Annotated in this window: 20 protein-coding genes and 1 pseudogene; 10 read left to right on the forward strand and 11 right to left on the reverse strand. The window is 69.5% G+C overall.

The genetic code is table 11. From position 1 onward, the window contains the following. Positions 1-169 precede the first annotated feature (169 nt). Genes ACZ5YD_RS10800 through lpdA form a run of 3 tightly spaced genes read left to right on the forward strand, consistent with a single transcriptional unit; the run spans position 170 to position 4,406 of the window. Positions 170-1,234 (forward strand): alpha-ketoacid dehydrogenase subunit beta, encoded by a 1,065-nt coding sequence (locus tag ACZ5YD_RS10800; protein WP_379743208.1) that lies wholly within the window; start codon positions 170-172, stop codon positions 1,232-1,234. A 19-nt stretch (positions 1,235-1,253) separates the two neighbouring features. Further along, the gene (locus ACZ5YD_RS10805) at positions 1,254-2,885 is read left to right on the forward strand and encodes a dihydrolipoamide acetyltransferase family protein (RefSeq protein WP_379743205.1); all 1,632 of its coding nucleotides are present in this window, start codon (positions 1,254-1,256) and stop codon (positions 2,883-2,885) included. Positions 2,886-2,909: 24 nt separating this feature from the next. Further along, positions 2,910-4,406, forward strand: coding sequence for a dihydrolipoyl dehydrogenase (gene lpdA / locus ACZ5YD_RS10810; RefSeq protein WP_379743202.1), 1,497 nt, complete (start codon positions 2,910-2,912; stop codon positions 4,404-4,406). Between the two features lie 37 nt (positions 4,407-4,443). Here lpdA and ACZ5YD_RS10815 read toward each other — a convergent pair whose 3' ends face one another. Then, positions 4,444-5,043: a hypothetical protein gene (locus tag ACZ5YD_RS10815; protein WP_379743200.1), complete on the reverse strand. Its 600-nt coding sequence runs from the start codon at positions 5,041-5,043 to the stop codon at positions 4,444-4,446. Positions 5,044-5,192: 149 nt separating this feature from the next. On the opposite strand from ACZ5YD_RS10815, the gene glmM reads away from it, so the two are divergent. Continuing rightward, positions 5,193-6,551 (forward strand): phosphoglucosamine mutase, encoded by a 1,359-nt coding sequence (gene glmM / locus ACZ5YD_RS10820; protein ID WP_379743197.1) that lies wholly within the window; start codon positions 5,193-5,195, stop codon positions 6,549-6,551. 1 nt (position 6,552) lies between these two features. Here glmM and ACZ5YD_RS10825 read toward each other — a convergent pair whose 3' ends face one another. The 3 genes and pseudogenes from ACZ5YD_RS10825 to ACZ5YD_RS10835 form a co-directional block, all read right to left on the reverse strand. Next, the gene (locus ACZ5YD_RS10825) at positions 6,553-7,752 is read right to left on the reverse strand and encodes a DUF7118 family protein (protein WP_379743193.1); all 1,200 of its coding nucleotides are present in this window, start codon (positions 7,750-7,752) and stop codon (positions 6,553-6,555) included. A gap of 27 nt (positions 7,753-7,779) precedes the next feature. Beyond that, a complete protein-coding gene (hisI, locus tag ACZ5YD_RS10830) occupies positions 7,780-8,169 on the reverse strand; it encodes a phosphoribosyl-AMP cyclohydrolase (protein WP_379743190.1) in 390 nt (129 codons plus the stop codon). A 158-nt stretch (positions 8,170-8,327) separates the two neighbouring features. Continuing rightward, positions 8,328-8,798 (reverse strand): annotated as a pseudogene (locus tag ACZ5YD_RS10835) (cupin domain-containing protein); the annotation flags it as partial. A 115-nt stretch (positions 8,799-8,913) separates the two neighbouring features. On the opposite strand from ACZ5YD_RS10835, the gene ACZ5YD_RS10840 reads away from it, so the two are divergent. Then, positions 8,914-9,753: a COG1361 family protein gene (locus ACZ5YD_RS10840; RefSeq protein ID WP_379743187.1), complete on the forward strand. Its 840-nt coding sequence runs from the start codon at positions 8,914-8,916 to the stop codon at positions 9,751-9,753. A 42-nt stretch (positions 9,754-9,795) separates the two neighbouring features. Here the strand turns inward: ACZ5YD_RS10840 and ACZ5YD_RS10845 are convergent, their stop codons facing one another. After that, complete coding sequence (locus ACZ5YD_RS10845; protein WP_379743184.1) at positions 9,796-10,851, reverse strand: prepilin peptidase; 1,056 nt, start codon at positions 10,849-10,851, stop codon at positions 9,796-9,798. 112 nt (positions 10,852-10,963) lie between these two features. Here ACZ5YD_RS10845 and ACZ5YD_RS10850 point away from each other — a divergent pair, with 112 nt between their 5' ends. Further along, entirely contained in the window at positions 10,964-11,323 is a 360-nt protein-coding gene (locus tag ACZ5YD_RS10850; RefSeq protein WP_379743179.1) for a 4a-hydroxytetrahydrobiopterin dehydratase, read from the forward strand. 11 nt (positions 11,324-11,334) lie between these two features. Here the strand turns inward: ACZ5YD_RS10850 and ACZ5YD_RS10855 are convergent, their stop codons facing one another. After that, positions 11,335-11,580: a hypothetical protein gene (locus ACZ5YD_RS10855; RefSeq protein WP_379743176.1), complete on the reverse strand. Its 246-nt coding sequence runs from the start codon at positions 11,578-11,580 to the stop codon at positions 11,335-11,337. Continuing rightward, the gene (locus ACZ5YD_RS10860) at positions 11,580-11,861 is read right to left on the reverse strand and encodes a zinc ribbon domain-containing protein (RefSeq protein WP_379743173.1); all 282 of its coding nucleotides are present in this window, start codon (positions 11,859-11,861) and stop codon (positions 11,580-11,582) included. Before ACZ5YD_RS10860 ends, ACZ5YD_RS10855 begins: the two co-directional genes overlap by 1 nt. A gap of 224 nt (positions 11,862-12,085) precedes the next feature. Between ACZ5YD_RS10860 and ACZ5YD_RS10865 the strand changes: the two genes are divergently transcribed. Next, positions 12,086-13,198, forward strand: a complete 1,113-nt coding sequence (locus ACZ5YD_RS10865; protein ID WP_464384473.1) for an MFS transporter — start codon at positions 12,086-12,088, stop codon at positions 13,196-13,198. A 65-nt stretch (positions 13,199-13,263) separates the two neighbouring features. Continuing rightward, on the forward strand, positions 13,264-14,340 hold the full coding sequence (locus tag ACZ5YD_RS10870; RefSeq protein WP_379743167.1) for an archaeosine biosynthesis radical SAM protein RaSEA: 1,077 nt from the start codon (positions 13,264-13,266) through the stop codon (positions 14,338-14,340). A gap of 61 nt (positions 14,341-14,401) precedes the next feature. On the opposite strand, the gene ACZ5YD_RS10875 is transcribed toward ACZ5YD_RS10870, so the two are convergent. Both ACZ5YD_RS10875 and ACZ5YD_RS10880 read right to left on the reverse strand, forming a co-directional pair. Continuing rightward, positions 14,402-15,688 carry an MFS transporter gene (locus tag ACZ5YD_RS10875; RefSeq protein ID WP_379743165.1) on the reverse strand — a complete coding sequence of 429 codons (1,287 nt, stop codon included), beginning with the start codon at positions 15,686-15,688 and terminating at the stop codon, positions 14,402-14,404. A gap of 170 nt (positions 15,689-15,858) precedes the next feature. Continuing rightward, positions 15,859-16,911 (reverse strand): enolase-like domain-containing protein, encoded by a 1,053-nt coding sequence (locus tag ACZ5YD_RS10880; protein ID WP_379743162.1) that lies wholly within the window; start codon positions 16,909-16,911, stop codon positions 15,859-15,861. A 158-nt stretch (positions 16,912-17,069) separates the two neighbouring features. Here ACZ5YD_RS10880 and ACZ5YD_RS10885 point away from each other — a divergent pair, with 158 nt between their 5' ends. Continuing rightward, positions 17,070-17,654: a DUF2150 family protein gene (locus ACZ5YD_RS10885; protein ID WP_379743159.1), complete on the forward strand. Its 585-nt coding sequence runs from the start codon at positions 17,070-17,072 to the stop codon at positions 17,652-17,654. An 18-nt stretch (positions 17,655-17,672) separates the two neighbouring features. Here ACZ5YD_RS10885 and ACZ5YD_RS10890 read toward each other — a convergent pair whose 3' ends face one another. Both ACZ5YD_RS10890 and ACZ5YD_RS10895 read right to left on the reverse strand, forming a co-directional pair. Then, positions 17,673-19,295 carry a hypothetical protein gene (locus ACZ5YD_RS10890; protein ID WP_379743156.1) on the reverse strand — a complete coding sequence of 541 codons (1,623 nt, stop codon included), beginning with the start codon at positions 19,293-19,295 and terminating at the stop codon, positions 17,673-17,675. Positions 19,296-19,423: 128 nt separating this feature from the next. Further along, positions 19,424-21,097, reverse strand: coding sequence for a thiamine pyrophosphate-binding protein (locus tag ACZ5YD_RS10895; protein WP_379743153.1), 1,674 nt, complete (start codon positions 21,095-21,097; stop codon positions 19,424-19,426). Positions 21,098-21,290: 193 nt separating this feature from the next. Here ACZ5YD_RS10895 and ACZ5YD_RS10900 point away from each other — a divergent pair, with 193 nt between their 5' ends. Beyond that, a complete protein-coding gene (locus ACZ5YD_RS10900) occupies positions 21,291-22,553 on the forward strand; it encodes a Zn-dependent hydrolase (RefSeq protein ID WP_379743150.1) in 1,263 nt (420 codons plus the stop codon). The last annotated feature ends 18 nt before the right edge of the window (positions 22,554-22,571 follow it).

The following is a 22,571-nucleotide window of genomic DNA, read 5'->3' on the forward strand; positions in this document are numbered from 1 at the left end:
TTCGACCGTCCCTGCCGCCGTTTCGTATCGTCGATCCCGACGAAAACCCTAATACTCGGGCGTCGGTGTCTTCGTCCATGGGACGGTGGACGCGACCCGCGACCCGCACCGATCCGACGGGGCTGACCCGCGCCGACGGGCAGCCGTCGCCGTCGAAACGGAGGCCTCGATGAGCGATCCGGCGGCGACGGAGGCGGACGAGCACGACTCCGATCGTCCCGGAAGCGACGCGACCGACGGCGCCGACTCGTCGCGCGATCTCACGATCGTCCAGGCCGTCAGGGAGGGGCTCGAGGCCGAGCTCGAACGCGACGAGGACGTCCTCGTGTTGGGCGAGGACGTCGGGACGAACGGCGGCGTCTTCCGGGCGACCGAGGGGCTCATGGCGGAGTTCGGCGAGGACCGCGTCGTCGACACCCCGCTCGCGGAGTCGGCGATCGTCGGCGCGTCGGTCGGCATGGCGTCGATGGGGCTCGCTCCGGTCCCGGAGATCCAGTTCTCGGGGTTCATCTATCCCGCCTTCGACCAGATCGTCTCACACCTCGCGCGGTTCCGAACGCGAACCCAGGGGCGGATGCCGCTTCGGGTCACCCTGCGGGCCCCCTACGGCGGCGGCATTCGCGCGCCCGAACACCACTCGGAGTCGAAGGAGGCGTTCTACGTCCACGAGCCCGGCCTGAAGGTCGTCGTCCCCTCGACCCCCCGCGACACCAAGGGACTGTTGATCGCGTCGATCCGCGATCCCGACCCGGTCGTCTTCCTGGAGCCGAAGCTCATCTACCGGGCCTTTCGCGGCCCCGTTCCCGAGGAGCCGTACACGGTCCCCCTCGGCGAGGCCGCGAGGAGACGGGAGGGCGAGGACGTCGCCGTCTACACCTGGGGCGCGATGACCCGGCCGACGCTCGCGGCGGCGGAGACCCTCGCCGAAGAGGGGATCTCCTGTGAGGTCCTCGACCTCCGGACGCTCTCGCCGCTCGATCGCGAGGCGATCGTGGATGCGTTCGAACGGACCGGCCGCGCGGCGGTCGTCCAGGAGGCGCCCCGGACCGGCGGACTCGCCAGCGAGATCGCGGCCATCCTCCAGGAGGAGGCGCTGTTGTATCAGGAGGCGCCGATCGGTCGGGTGACCGGCTTCGACGTACCCTATCCCCAGTACGCCAAGGAGGACTACTACCTGCCGAACGAGGCGCGCATCGCCGAGGGCATCCGTGAGGTCGCGGGGTTTGAGCCATGACCGTCGCGGGGCGTCGACCATGACCGTCGAGGAGTTCTCCCTTCCCGACGTCGGCGAGGGGATCGCGGAGGGTGAGATCGTGAGCTGGCTCGTCGAACCCGGCGAGGCCGTCCGCGAGGATCAGCCGATCGCTGAGGTCGAGACCGACAAGGCCCTCGTTGAGGTCCCCTCACCCTACACGGGGACGGTGCGCGAGCTGCACGTCGAGGAGGGCGCGGTCGTCCCGGTCGGGACGGTGATCGTCACGATCGAGGTTCCGGACGAGGAGAGATCCGTCGGCTCCTCGCCCCCCGTGGACGACGGGGAACCGCCGGGGGATGACGGAGGGGCGTCAGCGGACGGCGAGGAACCACCCGATGGTGAAGCGGAGCCGCCAACGGATTCGGCTTCCTCGAGCGGCCGGACGTTCGCTCCGCCCTCCGTCCGCCGCCTCGCCCGCGAACTCGGCGTCGATCTCGATGGCGTCTCCGGGTCCGGCGTCGGCGGTCGCATCACCGAACCGGACGTTCGCGAACACGCGGAGGACGACGGGGACGATGGGGACGACTCCAAACGCGAATCGCCGTCCTCCCGTGTCGAGATGGCCGGTGACGGTCCCGAATCCGGCGTCTCCGGCGCCCGCGAGCGAACCCTCGCCGTGCCGGCGACCCGGCGTCTCGCCCGCGAACTCGGCGTCGACCTCGAGGTCGTCCCGACCGATCGGACCCGCGACGGGGAAGCCCTCGTCACCGCCGAACAGGTTCGCGAGTACGCGGCCGCCCCCGACGCGCGCGAGCGCGCCGACGCGAGTTCGGAGCGATCCGAGGCGTCCGGTCGCTCGACATCGACGACGTCGGAGGGACGCCACGAGGAGACGACCCCCTACCGCGGCGTTCGCCGGGCGACCGGCGAGCGGATGCAGCGATCCAAGTTCACGGCCCCGCACGTCAGCCATCACGACACGGCCGAGGTGACCGCGCTCGTCGAGGCGCGCGATCGGCTCCGGTCGAGGGCGGACGAGCGTGGGATCCGGCTCACCTACCTCCCCTTCGTCATCAAGGCGGTCATCGCGGGGCTCGAGGAGTATCCGATCCTCAACTCGGAGCTTCGAACCGTCGGGGAGGACCCCTCCGATGACGCGGGTTCGGGCGACGCCGAGATCGTGACGAAGCGGTACTACGACGTCGGGATCGCGGTCGAGACGGACGACGGGCTCCTCGTTCCGGTCGTCGAGGACGCCGACGAGTTGGGGCTCTTCGAGCTGGCGGAGACGCTTTCGGATCTCATCGAGCGTGCCCGCGCCCGCGAGTGCTCCCCCGAGGAGCTTCGCGGAAGCACGTTCACGATCACGAACTTCGGGGCCATCGGCGGGGAGTACGCGACCCCGATAATCAATCCGCCCGAGACGGCGATCCTCGGGCTCGGTGCGATCGAACACCGGCCGGTCGCCGAGCCCGCCGAGGAACTCGGCGGCGCGCGAGCCGGTGGAGCGGCATCGGTATCCGAAGGTGGGGGAGCGGACCCGGCGAACGGCCATCGGGTCGTCGCTCGTCCGACTCTCCCGCTTTCGCTCTCGATCGACCACCGCGTGATCGACGGCGCGGTCGCCGCGCGGTTTATGAACACGGTGCGGGCGCATCTGGAGGACCCGATGCTCCTGCTCGCGGAGTAACACGGTATCACGGAACACACAATCATGGTAGTAGGAGACGTCTCGACGGGAACGGAGGTATTGGTCATCGGCGGTGGACCGGGCGGCTACGTCGCCGCCATCCGCGCCGCACAACACGGGCTCGACGTCACGCTCTGCGAGCGGGACGCCTACGGCGGCGCGTGTCTCAACCGCGGGTGTATCCCCTCGAAGGCGCTCATCACGGCGACGGACGTGGCCCACGAGGCCGGCTCCGCCGAACACATGGGCGTTCACGCCGACCCGGCGATCGACTTCGAGGGGATGCAGTCGTGGAAGTCGGGCGTCGTCGGACAGCTGACCGGCGGCGTCGAGAAGCTCTGTAAGGCGAACGGCGTGAACCTCGTGGAGGGGACCGCCACCTTCGTCGACGAGCACACGGCCCGAATCGCCCACGGCGGCGAGGGGCGCGGCTCGGAGTCGATCGAGTTCGAACACGCGATCATCGCAACCGGATCGCGACCGATCGAGATCCCCGGCTTCTCCTTCGGCGACGACCCGGTGTGGTCCTCGAAGGAGGCGCTCGCGGCCGAGACCGTCCCCGATCGGCTCGTGGTCGTCGGCGGCGGCTACATCGGGATGGAACTCGCGACCGTCTACGCCAAGCTGGGCAGCGAGGTGACCGTCCTCGAGATGCTCGATGAGATCCTCCTGCCCTACGGCGAGGACGTCACGCGCGTCGTCGAACGCCGCGCCGCGGACCTCGGCATCGAGATCCGGACCGGCGAGGGGGCGACCGGCTGGTCGAACGCCGCGGACGGCGGGATCCTGATCGAGACGGAGCCGCCGGCGGACAACGACGGTGAGGATGTCGATGCCGACGACTCCGGATCGGACGACGCCGGCGATCAGGCGACGGACGACGCCGGTTCGAGCTACCACGCCGACAGGGTGCTCGTCGCCGTCGGCCGCGGACCGGTCTCGGACACCCTCGATCTCGAGAACCTCGGCCTCGAGACGGACGACCGCGGATTCATCGAGACGGACGACCGGGCGCGGACCGACCTCGATCACGTCTTCGCCGTCGGCGACGTCGCCGGCGACCCGATGCTCGCGCACGCGGCCTCCAGGGAGGGGATCGTCGCGGCCGAGACGATCGCGGGCGAGCCAGCCGCGCTCGACCACCAGGCCGTCCCGGCGGCGGTCTTCACCGACCCGGAGATCGCGACCGTCGGGCTGACGCCCTCGGAGGCCGAGGCGGAGGGCTTCGATCCGGCGGTCGGGGAGATGCCGTTCAACGCCTCCGGGCGGGCGCTCACGACCGGCCACACCGACGGGTTCGTTCGGATCGTCGCGGACGAGGAGACCGGCTTCGTCCTCGGCGGCCAGATCGTCGGCCCGGAGGCCTCGGAGCTGATCGCGGAGGTCACGCTCGCGGTCGAGATGGGCGCGACCGTAGAGGACGTCGCGGCGACGATCCACACGCACCCGACGCTCGCGGAGGCCGTGATGGAGGCCGCGGAGAACGTTCGGGATCAGGCGATCCACACGCTGAATCGGTGATCTGACGCCTCTCGGCGGTCTCCTTTCGCATCGGCGATCAACCGATCAGCTCGAACTGCCGGCCGATCGCCGTCTCACCGGGGAGGCCCCAGTAGACGAACCGGTGTTGGCCGATCCCCAGTTCGGGACAGACCGTCAGATCCGCGGTCGAAAGCGTGTCGGCGACGGACTCCTCGCGAAGCGTGATCGACCAGGTGTATCCGCCGCCGGAACCGACCGTCTTCGTCTCGTCGGGATAGGTGACGGCGCTCCCGTCGGTCGTCCCACGGACGTCGCGCCAGCCCGAGGCGGTCTCACGCTGGATGGCGAGATGGTCGCTGCTGGCGATCTCGACGTCGACGCCCTGATCGAGACAGCGAAGGACGACCCGCAGATCGCTCCCGTACGTCTTTTCGGTCCCCTGTGCGGCGAGTTCGAACCGGACGTCTTCTGCGGTGTAGGCGCTGACGTAGCTCATTCCCTCCTCGGAGAACCGCTGGTCCAGCCGCCGGAACCCCTCCTCCTCGCACTGCAGGTCGTCGATGTCGCCCGAGGGCCCCTGCGGCCCCTCGCCGGCCGCGAAGTCGAGACACCCCGAGACGCCGAGGGTACCGGCGGTTCCCACGCTCGCGAGCAGGTCCCGTCGTGACAGCTCCATGTCGAGGGTATCGGGCGCAGTCGTATGAACGTCCCGACGTTCGATCGGGCGTGGCCCCGTCCTGGCCGATTCGGCGTGGATCGCGTTCGTCGGACGGCGTGGGTCGCGTCCTTCGGAACGGCTTTCCCACCCGCCACCCTGGTCGGCGTATGAAGCTCTTCGGCTCCAGCGGCGTCCGCGGCGTCGCGCTCGATGACCTCTCGCCGGAGTTCGCCATGCGGATCGCGAAGGCCGCGGGGACGGTCTGGGGGACGGACCGGGTCGCCGTCGCCCGTGACACGCGGACCACGGGGGAGCTGCTCTCGAACGCGGTCGCCGCGGGGCTCGCGGCGGTCGGCCGCGACGTCGATCGCCTCGGCGTCGTCCCGACGCCCGCGGTCGGGCGGTACTGCGAGGAACACGGGATCCCCTGCGTGCTCGTCACCGCCTCGCACAACCCGCCCCAGTTCAACGGCATCAAGCTCGTCGGTGCCGACGGCGTCGAGTTGACGGTGGACGCGCTCTCGCGCGTCGAAGAGCTGGTTCTCGAGGAGTCGTTCGCCGACGCCGACCCCCTCTCGGCCGGTTCGACCCGCGAGATCGACGGGGTCGCGGACGCGTACGTCGAGTCCGTCGTCTCCGCCGTCGACCGGGAGGCGATCGTCGACGCCGAGTTGACCGTCGCCGTCGATCCGGGCCACGGGGCAGGGTCGGTCGCCAATCCCGAGGTGTTCCGCCGGCTCGGCTGTTCGGTTCGCACGGTCAACGCCCAGCCGGACGGTCGCTTTCCCGGCCGGCTTCCCGAGCCCGTCCCGGACCACCTCGACGACCTCCGGCGGCTGGTTCGGACGACGGACGCCGATTTGGGGATCGCCCACGACGGCGACGCCGACCGGGCGGTCTTCGTCGACGAGACCGGGACGTACATCGAGGGGGACGCCTCCCTCGCCGCGCTCGCGGCCGACGCGCTCTCGCCCGGCGACGCGGTCGTCTCCGCGGTCAACGCCTCCAAGCGGCTCGTTGACGTCTGTGAGGACGTCGGCGCAGACCTCGAGTTGACGCCCATCGGGGCGACCCACATCATCACCCGCGTTCGCGAGCTGGAGGCCGAAGGTCGGCGCGTCCCGATCGCGGGCGAGGGCAACGGCGGCGTCTTCTTCCCGGAGTACCGCCTCTCGCGCGACGGCGCCTTCATCGCGGCGCGCTTCCTCGAACTCCTCGCGGACGGGGCGACCGCGAGCGAGGTCGTGGCGCCGTACGCGGACTACCACAACGTCCGGTCCGGGCTCGAGTACGGCTCGACGGCCGAACGCGACCGGCTGCTCGCCGCCGCCGAGGACTATGCGCGCGCGGCCGACGCGGCGCTCGACACCACCGACGGCTATCGCCTCGACCACGACGACGGGTGGGTGCTCGTTCGGCCCTCGGGGACCGAGCCCAAGATCCGCGTCTACGCCGAGGCGCGCTCGGACGACCGTGCGAGCGAACTCGCCGCCGATCTGATCGACGCGCTTGAGGACGCCCGCTAGCTCACTCCTCCGTCTCCGCGATCACCGACTCGAGGAGGTCGAGGACGTCACGCGCCGTCGTCAGGCGGTCGTGGATCACACCGGAGACGAGAAGCGACAGCTCCTCGTCGTCGAGTTCGGCACGGACGGTCGCGGCCTCCCGCAGCGACTCGTACTCCTCGGACCGCGTCAGGTCGTCGACCGCGCGCAACAGCGCCACCGTCTCCTCGTCGGCGAACCGGGAGACGATCGGGGTGAGCTCCTTGATCCGGTAACGGAGCTCCTCGGCCGGCTTCGGGGGGCACTCGACCCTGAACGGCTCGCCGTCGAGCCGGTCGATCCACGTCCGGTGGACCGCGACCGCGGTCCGGAGCGCGCCGGGGTCCTCGACGTAGTGGTCGAGCTTCGAGGGCGAGTAGTCCGCGTACTCCAGAAGCGTCCGGAGCGGCTCCTCCCCGGCGGCGTGCTCCGCGACGTACTCCCGCAGGTCCGCGGGCGGTCGGTCGACCTCGACGAGCGGATAGCGCTCCGCGGTCTCGAGGACGTCGAAGACCTCCCGCGCGCTCTCGGCTTTCAGAAGCGTCTCGAAGTCCTCCTCGACGGCCTCGTTGTACGCCTCGATCGGCTCCTCCAGCTCCTCGACCGGCGCGTCGAGGTCGACGTCGGCGTGTTCCTCGATCCGCTCGAGCTCAGAGACGTGCTCTGCGAGCTCGTCGCGCGCCTCCCGCGCGTCGTGTCTCGCTCGCCGGTACGCGTCGATCGCCTCGTCGCGTCGCTCGAGCAGGTCGACGTACTCCCCCGCCGGCTCGAGCGCCTCGCGTGCGGCCTCGAAGTCCTCCGTCGAGAGCCGCCGTTTGTCGGCCGCCTCGTCGGCCGCCTCGAAGGCGTCGCCCGCGGGCACGTCCTCGTCCACGTTCGTCGCCGCGTCGAACTCGCTTTCGAACCGGACGTACGACTCGAAGTCGCCGGTTCCCGTCGCGTCCTCCTCGTATCGGTCGAGCACCCGGATCGCGGTCCGATACCCGTCCGCGGCCGCCTCGACGCGTTCGCGTCCGATCTCCTCGATCCGGTCCTCGATGGCGTGGCGCTCGTCGTAGCGCTCGCGCAGCTCGGCGGCGGCGCGGGCTGCCCTCGTCACCGCCTCGTCCGCCTCCCCGACCGCGGGTTCGCCCGGCTCGACGTGGGTCCCCTCGTCCTCGTCCGCCGCTCGCGAGTCCGTCATCTCACTCCGCCTCCCGGGTACGCATCGTCAGTACACCTCGTCGGGCTCGAAGACCCGTTCGCCGACGTGCTCGCCGTCGATCGTCCGGTGGAAACACGACCGGTGGCCGGTGTGGCAGGCGCCGCCCGTCTGGTCGACGAGGTACAAAAGCGTGTCCTCGTCGCAGTCCACCCGCACCTCCTCGATCGACTGGACGTGTCCGGAGGTCCCGCCCTTGTGCCACAGCTCCTCGCGCGAGCGGGAGTAGTAGTGGGCCTCGCCCGTCTCGAGGGTCCGGTCGAGCGCCTCTGGCGAGACGTACGCGAGCATCAACACCTCCCCGGAGTCCGCGTCCTGGGCGATCGCGGGGACGAGACCGTCCTCGCCGAAGTCGACGTCGACTTCGGCCTCCTCGATCCCGCTTTCGGATTCGCTCATACGACACTCGAGGCGGACCGGTCGAATAGGCCTTTTGGGGTCCGCGGCCGTGTTCACTCCACCGTTCCGGAATCGGCGTCGGGATCGGATCCGGTGTCGGCATCGGGGTCGGGGTCGGAATCTGCGTCCGCATCGGGAGCGTCTCCGCTCGCAACGTCCTCCCAGTAGTCCACGCCGTCGTCGATCGCGTAGTACCCGTGTAGCGACCGCGAATCGCGCCCGCCGGGCGGCGATCCGACGTAGACGCCGAAGTTCCCGGAATCGGGATACACGGTCACGCCCGGGTCCTCCATCGTCGAGACCATCAGGTATCGAAGCGTTTCCTCGGAGTCGTTGATCACGCGATGTGCGCCCGCCTCGTTCGCCGGAAACGCGACGTAGTCGCCGGCCTCTATCGGGTACGTTTCCCCCGCGAGCCGAAGCGATCCGGACCCCGAGAGCACGTACATCGCCTCCTCGTTCGCGGCGTGGTAGTGGTACGGCCACGAGCGGGATCCGGCGGGCAGCTCGTAGAGGCCACAGCCGATCCGCTCGCCGTCGCCGGCCTCGCCGAGCTGCTTGCGGCGGAACCTCGCCTCCCCGTGCTCCTCGGCGTCCCACTCGAGTTCGGATTCGTTGACGGGACCCATGGGCCGACCTGGGTCGGCGACGCCATAGCCGTTGTGGCGCTTCGTCGCCCGGATGACTCAAACGCCCCTTTGTGCCAATTGTGGTGTTTTCACGGACGGACGCGTAGCCGGGACCATGACCGCCTCCCGACGTCGCTTCCTGGCCGGGCTCTGTCCCGTCGCCTTCGCATCGCTCGGCGGGTGTCTCGGAAGCGTCGGTCGCTTCGGCGACGGAAGCGGGAGCGAGGACGGGGAGAACGGCGGCGTCACGGTCCACGACGTGACGGTTCGTCCCGCGGTCGTCGCGCTCGACTCGCCGGACTCCTACGGCGTCTACGGCGACCGGAACGAACAGTACCTGATCGCCGACGTCGAGACCGCCGACCCCGGGGCGTATCCCGCGGACGGGTTCGCGATCGGGACTCCGGACGGGACGCACCCGGCGACCGCCGGGATCGGGGAGGACCCGTGGTCGCTGCCCGGATTCGGCGACGCCTACGGCCTTCCCGAGTCGGATCCGGCGGCGCGTGGATGGATCGCCGTCCCGCTCTCCAAGCCGCTGTCCGGGGCCGAGGACGCCCGACTCGTCCGTCCCGACGGCGAGCACGCGCTCCCCGAGGCGGCACGTGCTCGACTCGTCCGGCCGCCGACCGACTTCGAGGTCTCCTTCGAGGCTCCCGAGTCCGTCTCGATCGGCGGGACCGTCACGGCGCGGGTGACGGTCTCGAACGTCGGGGACGTCGACGGGACCTTCGTCGCCGCCCTCAACCGCCGGGGGCCGCGGATCGCGTACGCTCCCGCGGAGGCGATCGCGATCTCGGTGCCGGCCGGTGAGATCGCCGTCCGGAAGTTCGAGTTCCCCGTCTCCGATCCGGAGATCGCGGACCTGGAGGACCCGAGCATGCGACTCGACCTCCGGTGGCGCGACGGCGACCGCACCCGCGAGACGACCATCGAGGCCGGCGGCTCCGCCTGACGGGCGGGTATCGCCCGATGATCGGTCCGCCTGCGGTCGGCCTCACACCAGCCCGATCGCTCGCAGGAACGCGAACAACGCGTCGCCGTAGGTGAGAGAGACGACGAGCCCGAGGAACATCGGCACCACGAACGGCATTCCCGGGGAGACCCAGACGCGGTCCCGGTCGGGCTCACAGACCGTCTCGAGCCCCTCACGGAGCGTCCCGGGATCCGTTCCGTAGGCGGATCCCTCGATCGACGCGAGAAACCGCTCCGCCGCCCAGGGATCCGGGTCCGGCTCCGGGTTCATGTCCGGATTTGGCTCCGGCTCCGAGTCCGGCTCCGACTCCGGCTTCGGCTCTGACCCCGGCTTCTCTGGACCCTCGCCGCCGTCGGTCGCCGGCTCCAGATGCGTGCCGCCGTCGGTCGGATCGAACGTCTCGTCGACGGTTTCCGGGTCACGATAGCGGTCGGGCTCCTCGAGAACCGCCGCGAGCGTCAGGCCGCGCCAGCGGAGGTACATCCGGAGCGCGTCGAGGTCGAGCCCGCGCCGCGTGTATCCCTCGCGCGTCTCGAAGAGCCGGCCATGCAGGTCGGGGAGGCGCTCGACGTCGACCGGCCGGGCGAGGAACATCGCGGCCGAGAACCGCCCCCGAAGCGCGTTGTAGACGCCGAGCCCGATCGGGTAACAGACGCCGATCAGGACGGTGTTCGTGAGGACGGTCAACGAGAACACGCCGACGTGCGTCTCGACCGCCGGAAGCGCCGGGATCCCGGCGACCGGCAGGACGTAGCTCGGGTAGGTCGGGAGGACGATCGCGATCGCGGCCAGCGCCTTGGCGTCGGCGCCGCCGAAGCCGCCGACGTACCAGAACCCGATCCCGAGCGGCGCGACGAAGAGCAGGCTGATCGCGATCCTGACGAGAAACAGCCGCCCGTCGAGCCCCGAGAGCGGCCACCGGAGCGCACTCTCCCAGAGGAGACAGACCGCTCCGAGGGCATAAAGCGGCGGCCAGATCCGGTTCGGGAGCCGGCGCGTCCGGACGTCGCGAAGCGCCGCCCACGCGAGGACCGGCACGATGGCCAACCGCAGCAGGTCGGGTGCCGTCGCGTACATACCTCATCGGTACCGCCGATCGCCAAAGGGGTTGGGATCGGGGGAAACGCCGACTGGATGGCGACACGTCCTCCCGGCAAGATACATGCCGAAAGAGCCCCTACGGACGTACATGACCCCTGAACTCGCGGATCGGGAGTGCGAGGCGTGTTCCTCCGCCGAGGACCCGCTTTCGGCGGACGAGTACGCGGAACTGCTCGACGAACTGGACGACGACGTCTGGACCGTCGTCGACGACCACCACCTCGAGGGGACCTACGCGTTCGAGGACTTCCGGGAGGCGTTGGACTTCACGATAGAGGTCGGCGAACTCGCGGAGGAGGAGTGGCACCACCCCGACGTCCACCTGCGGTGGGGCGAGGTGACGGTGGAGATGTGGACCCACGCGATAGACGGGCTCCACGAGACGGACTTCGTCATGGCGGCGCGGATGGACCGGATCTACGACGACTTCGCCGACTCGGAGGAGTGATTCGAACTCGGCTACTTCCAGCCGCCGCGCCCGGCGGTCGAATCCCCGTCTTCGCTGCCCCACTCGTCGCCGTTAGCCCTCGGCTCGTCATCGGCCTCGCGAACACCCTCGTCGGCGTCGCGTCGAGCGGCTCGTTCGGCGCTTCGTCTGTCCATCACCTCGCGGCGGTCGTGTTCCGAGCGCACGAGGAGGTAGAGGACGACCGGCGCGACGATCGCGAGCAGGATTACGATGGAGACGAGTCCCGCCCCCGCCATCACCCGAGGAAGACGTCGACGATGTCGCTCGCTCCGGAGGTGGTGTCGCGGTAGAGCTCCGAGTAGCCGCAGTTGGTACACGAGACGACCTTGAAGCTGTTCGTCTGGATGTCGAACATCTTCGAGAGGCCGCCGCCGGTCGTCGAGATCGCGCCGACCTCGGTTTCGCCGTGGCCGCACTTCGGACAGCCGGGATCGTCGCCGGCGTCGTCGGGATCGTCGATCGCGTCGTCGTTGGTCGATTCGATCTCGCTGGAGGGCGAGTCTGAATGCGGGGCCATGTTCGGCGATCGATCGGTGACCGTAATCAATCTTCTCCCGACGCGCCTCGCGGCGGCTCTCGGGCATCCGTCGGGTGCGTCCGTTCACCGGCAACCGATCGCCGGGACCCGCACGTTCTTTGCCGCGGGATCGATACCCGAGTACGGTGCAGGCTCGCTGGCTCCCGACGTGGCGGTATCGCGACACCGTCCTCACGCTGTGTACGCTCGCGTTCCTCGTCACGATGGTCGGCCGCCTGGCGATCAGCCCGGTCGTGCCGGCGATCACGGACGAGTTCGGGGTCTCGAACGCCGCCATCGGCGTCGCCCTGAGCGGGATGTGGCTCGCCTACGGGCTCGTCCAGTATCCGAGCGGGGTGCTCGCCGACCGCTACGGCGACCGGACGGTCGTCCTCGTCTCCGTCGGCGGGACCGCGGTCGCCTGTCTGGTCGTGGCGCTGGCGCCCGTCTTTCCCGTCTTCTTCCTCGCCGCGATCCTGCTCGGCGCGCTTGCGGGACTCCACTTCAGCGTCGCCACGACGCTCGTCTCGCGGCTCTACGACGACGTGGGAAGCGCGATCGGGATCCACAACGCCGGCGGGACGGTCGCGGGGCTCGCGACGCCCGTCGCCGTCGCCTGGATCGCGAACCGGTACGGGTGGCGACCGGCGGTCGCGATCACCGCCGCGATCGGGATCCCAACGGTCGTGCTGTTCGCCTGGCGCGTGCGGCCGGTCGATCCACGCCGGATCGACGAGTCGCTTCGCGACCGGTTTCGACTCGAGCCGATGGTCGACCTGCTCTCGCGGCCCTCGATCCTCTTTACGCTCTGGCTCGCCCTCGTCGGCGAGTTCGCCTGGCAGGGGGTCGCCTCGTTCCTGCCGACCCTGCTCGTCGAGCGCCACGGCTACTCGACCGCGCTCGCCGGCGCGCTCTTCTCGCTGTACTTCGTCGCCCAGGGGATCGGCCAGGTCGGCGTCGGGATCCTCGCGGACCGCCTGGGACGCGACGGGGTCACTGCCGGCTGCATGCTCGCCGGCGTCGTCGGGATCGCGGCGTTGACGCTCGAGGACGGGCTCGTCGTCCTCGCGGTCGGGTCGGTCCTCGTGGGCTTCGCCATGAGCTTCGGCCCGGCCGTGTTGCCCCGGTTCTTCGAGGAGATGACGGCCGACGAACGAAGCGCCGGATTCGGGCTCGTTCGGACCGTCTACATGATCGTCGCCTCGCTGGGATCCGTCGTGATGGGGTTCCTCGCCGACCGGTTCGACTGGGGGATCTCCTTCGGGTTCCTCGCCGTCCTCCTTGCGCTCGTCGCCGTCTCGCTCGCGGTCAACTGGGCGCTCGACCTCGACTACTGATCCGAACCGGCCGCGGCTCCCGCCGGACGAAGCGGCTTTAGGCGGTCGTCCCGGATCGGGACGTAATGAGCACTCCGACCCCCGACGCCTACGAGCAGGGGCGCGGCATGGACGCGCACAACGCCGTGATGCGCGACGTCCGCGCCGAGCGCGAGGAGACCTACGACCCCCACGAGCCGACCCGGGTGTGGATCGACGAGGACAACACCCCCGACGGCGTCCGCCAGTCGCTCACGATCATCCTCAACACCGGCGGCTGCCGGTGGGCCCGCGCCGGCGGCTGTACGATGTGCGGCTACGTCGCCGAATCCGTCGAGGGCGGCAGCGTCCCCCACGAGGCGCTGATGGACCAGATCGACGCCTGCCTCGCCCACGAGCGGAACAACGCCGAGTACCCCTCGGAGCTCGTCAAGATCTACACCTCCGGATCGTTCCTCGACGAGCGCGAGGTCCCCGCCGAGACGCGCGCCGCCATCGCCGATACCTTCGCCGATCGCGACCGGATCGTCGTCGAGTCGCTGCCCGACTTCGTCGAGGCGGATTCCGTATCGGATTTCACCGAGGTCGGCCTCGAGACGGACGTCGCAATCGGTCTGGAGACGGCCACCGATCGCGTCCGCCGGGACTGTGTGAACAAGTACTTCGAGTTCGCGGACTTCGAGGCCGCCTGCGCGGAGGCCGTCTCCGTCGGCGCCGGCGTGAAGGCGTACCTCCTGATGAAGCCGCCGTTCCTCGCGGAGCCCGAGGCGGTCTCGGACATGGTTTCCTCCGTGCGCCGCTGTGTCGACGTCGAGGGATGTCACACCGTCTCGATGAACCCGTGTAACGTCCAGCGGTACACGATGGTGGACGAGCTGTTCTTCGAGGGGGGCTACCGGCCGCCGTGGCTCTGGAGCGTCGCACACGTCCTCGAGGAGACCGCCGACGTCGACGGGATCGTCGTCTCCGACCCGGTCGGACACGGCTCCGACCGCGGCGCGCACAACTGCGGGGAGTGTGACGACCGCGTCCAGACCGCGATCAAGGACTTCGACCTCCGACAGGACCCGAGCGTCTTCGAGCAGGTCTCGTGTGCGTGCGAGCGCACCTGGGAGCACGTGATGGCCGAGGAGACGTCCTACAACATGCCGCTCACCCGGTGAGACGGGCGTCGGATGGCCTTCCACGGCTCGGGACGTGGCCGTGCGGCTCGGTCCGCACGACTCAGGCCGTTCGGTGGATCCGGACCGCACAGACCAACGCCACGACGCCGGCGAGCGTCCCGATCGCGAACGCGACGCGGTAGCCGGCCATCGTGTACACGCGGACGCCGTCGAGCAGTTCGCCGGTCCAGTAGACGTCGAGGACCCAGCCCATGAGCGTCGGGAACGACGCCGCCCCGAAGAACGCGGCCCCGTTTATCGTCCCCAACGCGATCCCGCTCGCGCGCTCGTCGAAGCGCTCGCGGACCATCGGGTAGGTCAACACGACGGCGCCGAAGAGGGCGCCGACCAGGAAGAACGCCGCTCCGACGACGACGAGCGGGGGGTCGCCGAGGAGTGCGATGGTCCCGACGGCGATCGTATACCCCACCGTCGACGCGAGGATGAACTCCGAGCGACGGCCGATCCGATCCGTGACCCACCCGAACGCCGGGGGACCGATCACCGTCCCGATCCCGCCGAGCAGCGTGATCGTCGAGGCGGTCGTCACGCTCACGCCGTAGACCTGGACGACGTAGGGGATCCCCCACAGGCCGAGCAGGGTCAAGTTGATCCCGCCGACGCAGTAGAGCATCACCGCGGCGACCCAGATCCATCGGTCGGCGAGGATCCGGCCGAGATACGTCCGTATCTCCCCGACCGAGGGCCGTGACTGTTCCGGAGTGTCCTCGATCGGCTCCAGCCCCGCGTGCTCGGCCGAGTCGCGGACGAGGAGAACGACGAGCGCCGACATGGCCAGCCCGAACCCCGCGAGTCCGAGGAGGACCGTCCGCCAACCCGCGAGCGAGACCGCCACGGCGAGCGGCGTCGTCGCGAGGATGCCGCCGACGCCGCTCACCCCGAAGGAGATCCCGTTCATCGTGCCGAACTCGTCGACGCGGTACCAGTTCGCACAGAAGCCGAGCAGCGAGACGAAGATGACGCTCCCGCCGAGGCCCACCAGGAACCGGCCGCCCAGCGCCGAGACGTAGGTGTCCGCGAGCGCGAACCAGATCGCCCCGACGTTCATCACGGCCCCGCCGCTCGCTGCCGTCATCCTGGGGCCGATCCGGTCGACGAGCACGCCGGTCGGGATCTGCAACAGCGCGTAGACGAGAAAGAACATCGCGTGCAGCGTCCCGAGCTGGGCCCCCGTCGTTCCGAGCGCGTCCATCAGGTCGCCGGCGAGCACCGCCGTCGAGAGCCGGTAGACGTTGACGAGCAGGAACGAGACGGCGAGGATGCCCCACAGCACCCAGCGCCGGCGGTACGGGTCCGACCAGGCGCGGCGGATCGTCGAGTTGCTCACGTCCGATCGACATTCGGTTCGACCGACTTGAAGCTGCACCTTCCGGAGAGGCGCTCGGTTCGTTTCACTCACTTCGCGCCACTCCGACTTCCCGTTCGCTCCGCTCACGGGAATTCCGGAGAGGCGCTTGATTCGTTTCCCGGTGGAGTTCCGGCGGACGCGACGCGTCGCTACTCGCGTTCGATCCGGAACCCGACGACGTCGTCGATCGACAGCGGATTCCCCGGGTACGGCGGCGAGGAGTCCGGGTCGTTGTACGCGCGCGGCGCGACGTCGTTCGGCCCGTTCGGGTACAAAAGCGACGCGAGAAGCTGGATCTGATCGCGACCCACGCCGAGTTCGAACTGCCCGCCTCCGTAGAGTTCGATGTCGTTCCCCAGGCAGTACTCGATCGTTTCCAGAAGCGATCTCAGGGAGCCGAACCGTGAGGGCTTGACGTTACACCACCCGGGATCGACCGGCAGCGACCGAAGGCTCTCGCGGTCGGACACCGGGTAGTCGAAGGCGATCCGGTCGGCCTCCGCGGACAGCGACTCGCGGGTCTCCACCGTGAACGCCGGATCCTCGATGACGACCTCCGGGAACGAGTCGATCACCAGATCGTACAGCTCCGGGTCGGCCGGCACGTCGACGTCCGTCCCCTCGTACCAGCCCTTCAGATCGAGGATGCGGACGGCGTCGGTGTCGGCGATCGCCGCCACCAGATCCGTCGTCCACGCCGGGGTCGGATCGAGCTTGAACTCGAGGTCCGGATCGGCCGACAACAGCCGCTCGATCCGGTCCGCGCTCGGCGGGTCGCCGAGCCGGGTGGAGACCACGAACCGGACCGGCTCGACCTCGCGATCGAGGACGCTCGCGACGTCGGTCCCCGCCTGTCGACACGCCAGATCGAGGGCCGCGCTCTCGTAGGCCCACCGCCGATAGGCCCGCGAGGGCTCCCGTTCGGGCCCGCCGTCCGCGAAGAGGTCGATCTCCCCCAGGTGGTTCGAGAGGGAGTCGATCGTCCACTCGCCCGCGAGGTCGAGGTCCGGCGCCTCGGGGAACCGGTCGTGGTCGACCTCGTCGTAGGTGACGTCCTCGCCGCGTCCAACGGCACCCTCGCCGGAGAGCTCGATCTCGGTCGTGACGCGCTCGAACTCGCTCGTCGTTTCGGCGCGGCGCTGGCGCCGTTCCTCCGTCTCGATGTGAACGGGGAGATCGGCGATCGCGTCGTACAGAGCCATGTCGGGTGGACGGCGCGGATCCACTTGAACTCGGGGACGCGGGTCACGCGTGAGGGAGGCGCGGACGGGCGTCGCATCGACCCGCCCGTCGTGCCACTCCCTCCCGTGAGGATGGCGGATAAGAAAGGCATTTGAGTGGCCCACGAGACGGTTGGTACATGACCGAGGACGCCGACGACGCCGTAGAGACCTTCTACACCGAGGAACGCTGGCAGAACTGGATCACTCGCGTCGAGGAGGAGGACCTTGATCCCGAAAACGAGGACTCCGCCCGTCTGCTCTTGAACCTCCAGGACGACGCCGCCATCGCGGTCGCGAAGATCCTCTCCGCGCTCGACGACGGCCGGATCGACGACGACCGCGCCCTCGAGGAGATCGAGACGGTCCGCGAGATCGTCTTAGCCGACGTCGAACTGGAGGACGAGGAGGAGGCGATGTTGATAGACGGCGTCCAGACGTCCCTCGTCCCCGTCTTCTACGCGGCCGAGGAGTACGTCGTCGGCGGTACGGTCGAGGGCGACCTCGACGAGTACGTCCGCGCGGCCGCCGACGCCGAGGCCGACGAGGACCTCGATGCCGCCCTCGGGTACGTCGTCCAGGCCGGCACGCGCGTCATCGATGGCGACCGCCTCGACATCGAACTCGTCGAGGACCTCGAGTACGGCCTCGTCTCCGAGTGGGTCAACGGCCTCGACTCGCTGCAGTCGGCCATCCAGGACCCCGAGGTCGTCGAGGAGGACTGAGCGGAACCCCGCTCACAGTCAGACGAAGAAGGTCCTCGTGACGCCGTCGGCGAACTGAACGGTGATCACGAAGAAGTCCCCCTCCCTCGGCGTGTCGTCGAACTGGAACGTCACGTCGGTTCCGGTCGCCGGAACGGCGATCTCCTGATCGAGGGGATCGATCGGTCCGGGTATCTCGAATGTCTGTCCCGTCGACGCGAGCGTGGCGGAACTCACGTCTCGATTATTGCCGCCACCTCCTCTACCCGGCGTCTGTTCGAAGTAGAAGTTGAACCCGAGCGCCTCGATCGTCGCCGATTCGCCCGTCGGATTCTCCAGCGGCACCGTGACGCTATCTCCCGAGATGCTCGGGGATCCCGTGGTTATGCTCGCGGAGGCTTGCTCGCCGGGAGCCGGTGTTCCGGTCTCGAGTATCTGTATCTCGGCCGTCGTCGAATCGAACTCCGACGTCGCATCGACCGCCGTCGCGTTCACGCGAACGTCCTCGGTCACGCCCGCCGTGTCGACGCGCACCGACGCGGTCCCCTCGGCGGTCGTCGTGACCTCGTGTGTCGTCCCGAGGCTCTGGCCGTCCGCGTCGACCAGGGTCGCATTGCTCCGGGTGACGTTGAACCGGACCGTCGCCCCCTCCACCGGATTCGTGAACTCGTCTCGAACCCGTGTGGAAACCGCGGTTCGCTGGCCGGCACTCACCGTCCGGTATCCCTCCCCTCGGGAGGTGATGTACGCCGGTTCGGGGTCCTCGACCGTCGACGCCGCATCCGCGCTTCGGACCTCGACGCGCGAGAGACGAAGCTGGTAGGACCGTCCGCCGCCCCCGGCGAGGGTGACGGCGACCCGCTCTGGACCGCCGCCGGTCGTCGCGTTTTCGACGTTCAGGACGCGCGCGTATGTCCCGTTGAGGTCGCGTCCCGTCCGGTCGATCCACCCGTCCGCGGACAGCCCAGCCGGCGTCTCGAGTCGAAGCGTGATGTCCCCGCCGTCGGCCGATCGGATCGTCGTCGCCCGGGTCGAGGCGCTCACGGAGTCGCTCGTGACCGGAACGGTGGACCCCCCCGCGGAGAGGTCGCCGTCGATCGTCGTGAGATGGATCCGTTCGCCCTCCTCGCCGCCGATGAGGGTCTGGCTGGCGAGCGGGATCGGCCGGTCGCCGGCGACGCGATAGGCCTGCTGTCCGGTCACGACCATCGGCTGCGCGTTGAGCACGTTGTAGTTCGGGTCGTAGCGAACGTCACGGGTCGCGTAGCTCCGGTCGCTCACGTTGTTCGCGACGAACGCGCGGGCGTTGTCGGCCTCGGCGTCGACCGCCTCGACGTTCTCGATCGACACGTTCCGCTCCCCCGTCGTCGCGATCCGGTTGGGCGGCGGACCGGGGTTGACGAAGATCGCACGACTCGGGTACTGCACGCCGGTCTTCACCGTCGTTCCGAGGGTTGTATCGCGCTCCGCCGTGGCCAGGACGTCGTTTCGCACGTCCGTGAGGTCCGCCGCCGCCTGCTGGTAGGCGTTGAACTCGACCTGGCGGTTCTGTTCGGGCACGACCGCGACCTGATAGACCGACAGGCCGACGATGAGAAACCCGAACAGGAAGATGACCCCGACCTGTACGGACTGTGCCCGGTCCCCCTCGCGAACGTCCATCGTCCCTTCAAGGGGCGCCCACGGCCATATAGTTGGTCCCCTGCGGACGCCGGATCGACGGCGCCGGCGAACGACCTCGAGGGGGTTCGTTTCGATCGACCCCGAGCACCTCCACACCGCGACGTCGGTCAGTCCCGCACCGCGACGTCGATCACGTTCGCCCCGTCGTCGTCGATCGCCGACTCGAGTTCGTCCACGAGTTCCTCGTAGGTCTCCGCGGACGCGGCGTCGGCGCCGTGGCTCTCGGCGTTCTGCACGAAGTCGACGCCCGGATCGAAGTCCATCATCGAGAACTCCGGATCCTCGCCGCGCTCCCCGAGGACGCGCGCCGCGTTGTCCTTGAGGATCCGGTAGTTGTGGTTGTTCGAGACCAACACGGTGAGATCCACGTCGTAGCGGGCGGCGGAGTACAGCGAGTGCGGGTAATAGAGGTAGGAGCCGTCGCCGACGGTCCCGATCACGGAGCGGGGGTTCTCGCGGTCGTTCTCCGCGATCGCGGCGCCGACCGCCGCCGGGAGACCGTAGCCGAGTCCGCCGGATTTGTTGCCGTGGAGCTGTCTCGGGCCCATCTCGATCTGGGTGTAGAGGGCGCCGCGCGTGGTGACGCTCTCGTCGACGAGGTACGCCTCGGGGGCGACCTCGGCGATCGCGTCCGCCAGCTCGGGCTTCGAGAGGAACCGCTCCGTTTCCGCCCCGTCCCCGTCCGCGTCGTCCGCTCCGCTCGCCTTCGCGGCCTTGAACTCCCGAACCGCCTCGAGACGCCGCTCGCGTTCCGATTCGGGGACCCGATCCTCGACCGCGTCCGCGAGCGCCTCCAGCGTCTCCGAGACGTCGCCGAGCAGGCTTACGTCGACCGGCTCGTTCTTTCCGATCTCCCAGGGGTTCGTCCCGACGGCGACGACGTCGGTATCCGGCGGCGTGATCGGTTCCGTGTGGCCGAGCGTCGGCGTGTGGTGTGAACAGCCGAGCAGGAGCAGCGTGTCGGCGTCGTGGATCTCCCGGAGCGCGTCGGCGCTCTTTCCGGCCGCCGAGATCCACTGGTCGTGGCCGGTCGGGAAGGCGATCGCCGACTGGAGCACCTCGCCGTGGACGCGAGCGCCGGAGGCCTCCGCCAGCCGGACCGCCTCGTCGATGGCGTCCTCGCCGTCCCAGGCGATCTGGGCCCCGGCGATGATCGTCGCCTCCTCCCCGTCGGCGATGATCTCGGCGGCGCGTTCGATCCCTTCGGGTCGGCCGGGACCGAGTTCGGGAGTCGGGGTGTACGGTCGGATCGGCTCCGAGACCTCGCCGAGGAGCGTGTCGACCGGGAACGCAAGGAAGACGGGCCCCATCGGCGGCGTGGTCGCGACCTTGAACGCGCGGCGGAGCATGCTCGGAATGGCGGTCGAGTCCTTCACCTCGGCGCTCCATTTCGTGTACTGCCGGGTCATCTCGACGACGTCGCCCTGGAGGATCGGCTCCTGGTGTTGGGTGGCGGTCTTGTGGGCGCCGGTCGTGACGATCACCGGCGCGTTCGCGCGCGCCGCCCCGTAGAGGTTCCCAAGGCCGTGAGCCATCCCCGGCGCGATGTGGAGGTTGACCACACCGACCGGCGTCTCGTCGCCGTGTTCGCGTCGCGTACAGGCGTATCCGGAGGCCATCCCGACCGCGATGTCCTCGTGGACGCCGAGGACGTACTCGAGGTCGCTGCGGTCGGCCGCCTCGACGATCGGCACCTCGGTCGTTCCCGGGTTCCCGAAGAGGTACTCGACGCCGTACTCCTGTATCGCCTCCACGAAGTAATCCGCACCTGACCGTGTCATATGATGATGATCGATACACCACGGCCCGTGGTTAATTAGCTATCGACCGCGTTCCGGAACCCGCTGCCGGAATCACCCGGATGCGTCCACACCGAACGCCGAACTCGCGTGGTTCCCCCGGTCCGTGCCGTTCGTCGGATCGCGACCCCTTTTCACCGCCACCGTTAACTCGCGACCGGCTGTGGTTGCCACGATGAGCGATCCCGACGGGACGGCGGGCGAGGACGCGCCCGCGCTCACGATCGACGCGGACAGGTTCCGACGGAGCTTCGAGGCGTACTCCGAAATCGGCGCCACGGAGAACGACGGACTCCACCGGCTGGCGCTCTCGGACGCCGACGCGACCGCCCGCGACCGGTTCGTCGACGACCTCCAAGCGCTCGACCTCGCGGTCACGATCGACGAGATGGGCAACGTCTTCGGGCGACGCGAAGGGACCGACCCGGACGCCGATCCGGTTTTGATCGGTTCCCACCTCGACTCCCAGCCCCGGGGAGGCCGATACGACGGCCAACTCGGCGTGCTGGTGGCGCTGGAGACGCTCCGCGCGCTGGACGACCACGGGATCGAGACGACGCGGCCGGTCGAGATCGTGAACTGGACGAACGAGGAGGGATCGCGCTTCGAGAACCCGATGCTCGGCAGCGGCGTGTTCACCGACAACGTCGACCTCGAGGAGGCCTACGACCTGCGCGACGGCGACGGGGTCCGATTCGTCGACGAGCTCGAGCGGATCGGCTATCGCGGCGAGACGTCGTGTGAACCCCGCTCGATCCACGCCTTCCTGGAGCTACACGTCGAGCAGGGACCGACCCTCGAGGAACGCGGTACCCCCGTCGGGATCGTCGAGGGCGTCTTCGGGATGGCCTGGCTCGAGGCGACGATCGAGGGGCGTGCCGACCACGCGGGACCGACCCCGATGCACGCACGCTCCGACGCGCTCGCCGCGGCCGCCGCCGCGATCGACGAGATCGAGGCGCTCCCGGGACGTCTCTCCGAGGACGCGGTCGCGACCGTCGGCCGCCTCGACGTCGAGCCGAACTCGGTCAACGTCATCCCGAGCCGAGCCGAGTTCACGATCGACGTCCGCAGCTACGACGACGCGACGGTCGAGGCGGCCATCGACCGCGCGTCCGCGGAGGTCGAGGCCGCAAGCGATCGCGTGGGCGCCGACGCGAGCGTGTCTGAGCTGTGGCGGATCCCCCACACCGAGTTCTCCTCGCGCGTGTGCGATGCGGCCGCGACCGCGGCTGAGGCGGTCGACGCGGACGCGGAGCGGGTCGTCTCGGGCGCCGGCCACGACGCGAAGTACCTGAACGACGTCACGGACGCCGCGATGCTGTTCGTGCCGAGCGCGGACGGGATCACCCACAACGAGGCCGAGTTCACGCCCTGGGACGACTGCGTGGCCGGCGCGCGGACCTTCGCCGAGGCGACCCGCCGTCTCGCGGCGTGAGTTCCGGTTCCGTTGCGG

The sequence above is a fragment of the Halopenitus salinus genome (genome assembly GCF_055397165.1).